Annotated in this window: 4 protein-coding genes; 1 reads left to right on the top strand and 3 read right to left on the bottom strand. The window is 69.5% G+C overall.

The annotated features are described in order from the left end of the window. The first annotated feature begins 60 nt into the window (after nucleotides 1-60). Nucleotides 61-546, top strand: coding sequence for a hypothetical protein (locus tag ACT84W_RS08525; protein ID WP_444328903.1), 486 nt, complete (start codon nucleotides 61-63; stop codon nucleotides 544-546). 129 nt (nucleotides 547-675) lie between these two features. Here ACT84W_RS08525 and ACT84W_RS08520 read toward each other — a convergent pair whose 3' ends face one another. The 3 genes from ACT84W_RS08520 to ACT84W_RS08510 form a co-directional block, all read right to left on the bottom strand. Beyond that, entirely contained in the window at nucleotides 676-1,932 is a 1,257-nt protein-coding gene (locus tag ACT84W_RS08520) for a zinc ribbon domain-containing protein (RefSeq protein ID WP_432290846.1), read from the bottom strand. A gap of 107 nt (nucleotides 1,933-2,039) precedes the next feature. Then, nucleotides 2,040-3,869, bottom strand: coding sequence for an ABC transporter ATP-binding protein (locus tag ACT84W_RS08515; RefSeq protein ID WP_444328899.1), 1,830 nt, complete (start codon nucleotides 3,867-3,869; stop codon nucleotides 2,040-2,042). Then, nucleotides 3,862-4,625: ABC transporter ATP-binding protein (locus ACT84W_RS08510; RefSeq protein ID WP_444328898.1), on the bottom strand; the 764-nt coding region annotated here is incomplete at its 5' end. The genes ACT84W_RS08515 and ACT84W_RS08510, both read right to left, overlap by 8 nt.

Genomic DNA, 4,625 nt, shown 5'->3' with positions numbered 1-4,625 from the left:
CCGATGGCGATGCGGCCGATGAACGACGCGCCGGCGACCGGCGGCTGAGAGCAGTCGTCGCTGCGCAAGTGGATGGCCGACGAGCTGCCCGGGCTTCTTCCCGCCGAGCTCGCCCGGCACGTGAGGGCCGTGAGCAAGACCACGAACAACATGGGCGCCGTCAGCAAGGACGCCCCCTTCAGCCTCACGCAAACCGACGACGCGTACTGGCTGCCGTCGATGTCCGAGCTCTGCGGCGCGCAGGGGCCCGAGACGTTCTCGAAGGAGTACGCGTACCTGAGCAGCCTCTACAGCAACGAGGGCGCCCAGTACCAGCTCTTCGGCGAGCTCTCGATCTCCGGCCTCACCACGAACGAGAAGATCGTCCGCTACAAGGACGGCCGCCCAATCTGCTGGTGGGAGCGAACCCCCTCGGCCGACGGGTCCATCGGTGAGGACTCGACCGTCTTCAATCGCGTCAAGGCCGACGGCGACGCCTTCGGAGGCGGCGCTCCCGGCGACGCGCCCGACGAGCCGACCTACGTCATCCCCGGCTTCTGCCTGTAAAAATGACGAAAAGGGACAGTCCCTTTTCGTCATTCTGAGGCGGGCGCGGGTGCCCCGTGGCACATCGGAGCATCCGCGCCCGCCCCATGCTCGTCACCGCGGGGTTCGCGCTTTTGCCGCGGTCGGCGCCTACACTCTTCCGGAGGTGCCGCTGCGCGGCCCGGTGAAGATCACCTTGTCGTAGGGGATCCCGGCGGCCTCGAGCTCCTTGGTGCCGGCTGCGGCCTCGTCCTTGCTGCCGTAGATGCCCACGACAGCGATGCCCTGGCCGTCGGCATCGATGCTGGGCCAGTTCTCCTTGTGGAGAAGAGAAGAGCCGACCCCCTGCTTGAAGGCGTACAGCGCGACCGCGCGCGACGTCGCCTCGTCTCCCGAGTAGATCTTGACGGTCCAGAAACCGTCCCGATGGTCGAGGAACGGGCCGGCGCCGTTGCTTGTTTGCTTGCGGTCGAACTTGAAGCTCGTGGAATCGATGCCGTCCGACCTCGTCCCGTCGTCGTAATTGGTCGAAAGCGCGCGGCTGACCAGGTCGCCCATCGCCTGCTGCTTCTTTGCTGCGGCTTCCTCGGCGGCCTTCTTCCTCGCGGCCTCTTCCTCGGCGGCCTTCTTTTGGGCCACGGCGTCGTCTCGCTTGGCCGTTGCCGACGAGGCGAGCTGATCGGCGGAGCCCGCGGCGGCCTGGGGATCCTGTGAGGCGTAGCGCTTCGCCTCGGCGATCTGGTCGTCGGTCACGGTGGTCATGTCCGCGGGCGTGAGCGTGACCGCGACGTCGCCCGTGGAGTCGTAGTCGGTGTCGGGCAGCGGCGCGACCTCGTCCGGCGTCGCCGGGACGTCAGGCGAGTCGGGGTCGACGTCGGTGTCCGCGCCGACGGTGAGCGACGCCCGCTGCGAGGGCACGTCGAAGAGCGAGCCGTCCGCGGCGATGGGCGAGGCCGCGACGACGATGTCGTAGGTGCCCGGGATGAGCACGATCCCCGTGCCGTCGGACGCGACGTACTGCACCTCGTCGACGTCCCCGTCGGCGCTCGTCCCCGTGACGTGGACCGGGAGCCTGGATGCCCCCGTCGCGGTGTCCCAGCCGTCGGCCGAGACGGCGATCTTCACGCGCACGTTCACGTGCGCCCGCTCGTCGGCGAGCTTCTGCGCGGCGGCGCGGCGCTGGCCGGGGACGTAGGCGCCGAAGTAGTACCCTGCTCCCCCGCCGCCCGCGAGCAGCGCGACGACGAGCCCAGCGATGGCCGCCTTCTGCGCGACCGAAAGGGGCCTCTTCTTTGCGGGCGCGGGCTCGTCAGGTTCGGGCGCGGCAGGCTGATCGATGCGCGCGCCGCACTCCGTGCAGAACGCGGCGTCGTCGTCGATCTCGTGTCCGCAGCTGGGGCAAATCATGTTCAGGACCTCTCTTCAGGCTTTTGACAGGCTCCACCATAGTGTTGCCCGTCCGCGCGTTGTTGCGCAACATCCGGATGGCGAGAAGGGACCGTCCCTTTTCGTCATTACGCGAACTGAGAGCGGTAGAGCTCGGCGTACGCGCCGCCGGCGGCGAGGAGCTCGGCGTGCGAGCCCTGCTCGATGATGTCGCCATGGTCCATCACGAGGATGAGGTCGGCGTCCACGACGGTCGAGAGCCTGTGCGCGATGACGAAGCTCGTGCGGTCCTCCATGATGGCCTCCATCGCGCGGACGATGTACTGCTCGGTGCGGGTATCCACGCTCGAGGTCGCCTCGTCGAGGATGAGGATCGCGGGGTCGCAGAGCATGGCGCGCGCGATGGTGATCAGCTGGCGCTGGCCCTGGCTCACGGCCTCGGCGTCGTTGGCGAGCATCGTGTCGTAGCCGTCGGGCAGCGTCCGGACAAAGAAATCCACGTGCGCCGCCCTCGCCGCGGCCTCGACCTCCTCGCGCGTGGCCCCGGGCTTGCCGTAGGCGATGTTCTCCGCGATCGTCCCCTCAAAGAGCCAGGCGTCCTGCAGCACCATGCCGAACTGCCGGCGGAGCTCGGCGCGCGGGAGGTCGCGCGTGTCCACCCCGTCGAGCGTGATGCGCCCGCCGTCCACCTCGTAGAAGCGCATGAGCAGGTTGATCAAGGTCGTCTTGCCCGCGCCGGTGGCGCCCACGATGGCGACCTTCTGGCCGGGCTCCGCCACGAGGTCGACGTCGCGCATCAGGGGCTTGCCCGGGACGTAGCCGAAGCTCACGTGCTCGAAGGCGACCCTTCCGCGGACGGGCTCGGGCAGCGCGGCCGGCGCCTCGGGGTCGGGCACGACCTCTGGCTCATCGAGCAGCGAGAAGACCCGCTCGGCCGCGGCGAGCGCGCCCTGGAGCATGTTCACCGTCATCGAGAGCTGCGTGAGCGGCTCGGTCGCGTTCGTCACGAACTGGAAGAACGCCTGGAAGGTGCCCACGGTGAGCGTGCCCGCGAGCACCATCATGCCCGCGAGGACGCCGCAGCACACCTGCGCCAAGCGCGTGACGAAGCGGATGGCGGGGCTCGCGAACTCGGTGATGAAGTCGACCTCCGCGCTCGCGTCGGCGAGCTCGGCGGAAACGGCGGCGACCTCGGCGGCGGACGCCTCGTCGCGCCCGAAGGCCTTGATGACGGTGCGGCCGGAGTACGCCTCCTCGACGACCTCGGTGAGGCGCCCGAGCACGGCCTGCCTACGAGCGGCGAGCCGAATCGTGCGCGCGGTCAAAAGGCGCGTGACCGCGAGCGACGCCAGCGCGAAGAGCAGGAAGACCCCGCCGAGCGCGGGGCTGCACGTGAGCATCATCGCGACCGAGCCCACGAGCGCGACCGAGCTCGATATGAGCTGCAGCACGCCGCGCTGCAGCACCTCGGAGACCTTGTCGAGGTCGTTCGTAGCGCGGCTGATGACGTCTCCGGGCTGGTGCGCGTCGAAGTACGACAGCGGCAGGCGCCCGACCTTGGCCGAGATCTGCCGCCGCAGCCCGAGGTTCAGGCGCTCGGCGAAGCTCGCCATGACGAGCGAGGCGATGGTGTAGAAGAACCACGCAGAGGTCCAGATGCCGAGGTAGGTGAGGATCTCGCGCCCGCCGTTGCCGAAGGCGGTCACGTAGTCGCCGCCCGAGGCCCAGGCGGCCTGGATGTTTCGCCACAGCAGATCGACGAGACCCGCCGAGTAGCTGATGGCGGCAAGGGTCAGGACGACGTTGCCCACCGAGCACGCCGCCGCCACGACGAGGCGCCAGCGCTCGGGGCCGACGCTCGCCCACAGGCGCCGCGCGGTGCCCATGGCGTCGGTCGGGACGTCCTCGGCGCCCACCTGCGGGTTGTTCTTCTCGTTGTCCGTATTGTCGTTAGTCATCCTGGGCACCTCCCCTCTCTTGGGACTCGCAGATCTCGGCATAGACCGGGCATGTTCGCCTGAGCTCGTCGTGCGTGCCCAGGCCCACGACGCGGCCCTCGTCCAGGACCACGATCTGGTCGGCGTCGCGGATCGTGCTCACGCGCTGCGCGATGACGAGAACCGCGGCGTCGGCGAGCTCCGTCGCGAGCGCGTGGCGAAGGGCGGCGTCCGTCTTGTAGTCGAGGGCGCTGAAGGAGTCATCGAAAATATAGAGGTCGGCGCGGCGCACGAGCGCGCGGGCGATGGCCAGGCGCTGGCGCTGGCCGCCGCTGAAGTTCGTGCCGCCCTGCGCCACGCGCGAGGCGAGGCCGTAGGGCAGCTCGTGGACGAAGGCGCCCTGGGCGACGTCGACGGCATGCCAGAGTCGCGCGTCGTCGGCGACAGCGTCCCCGTAGCGGAGGTTGTCGGCGATCGTGCCGGAGAAGAGCCAGGCCTTCTGGGGCACGTACGCGATGCGGGAGCGGAGAAGCTCCTGCGGGACGTCGCGCACGTCAGCGCCGCCGAACTCGACCGCGCCGGAGGTCGCGTCGAGGAAGCGCAGCAGGAGCTTCGCGACGGTTGACTTGCCGGAGCCGGTGTTGCCGATGATCGCGGTGGTCTGGCCGCGGAGAAGCGCGAAGTCAAGGTCGCGCAGGGTGTCCTCGTCCGCGTCGTCGAAGCGCAGGCTCGCGCGGTCGAAGCTGCGGCTCCACGCCTCGAGCCCGACGAGGCCGT

This window comes from Paratractidigestivibacter sp. (assembly GCF_052362415.1).
In the GTDB taxonomy this organism is placed as follows: Bacteria; Actinomycetota; Coriobacteriia; order Coriobacteriales; family Atopobiaceae; genus Paratractidigestivibacter.
This window is presented reverse-complemented; position numbering and strand designations above follow the sequence as displayed.

Bases quoted from the DNA above. Each gene is read 5' to 3' on its own strand.
- ACT84W_RS08520 (WP_432290846.1), bottom strand. From the start codon at position 1,932: ATGATTTGCCCCAGCTGCGGACACGAGATCGACGACGACGCCGCGTTC.
- ACT84W_RS08515 (WP_444328899.1), bottom strand. From the start codon at position 3,869: ATGACTAACGACAATACGGACAACGAGAAGAACAACCCGCAGGTGGGC.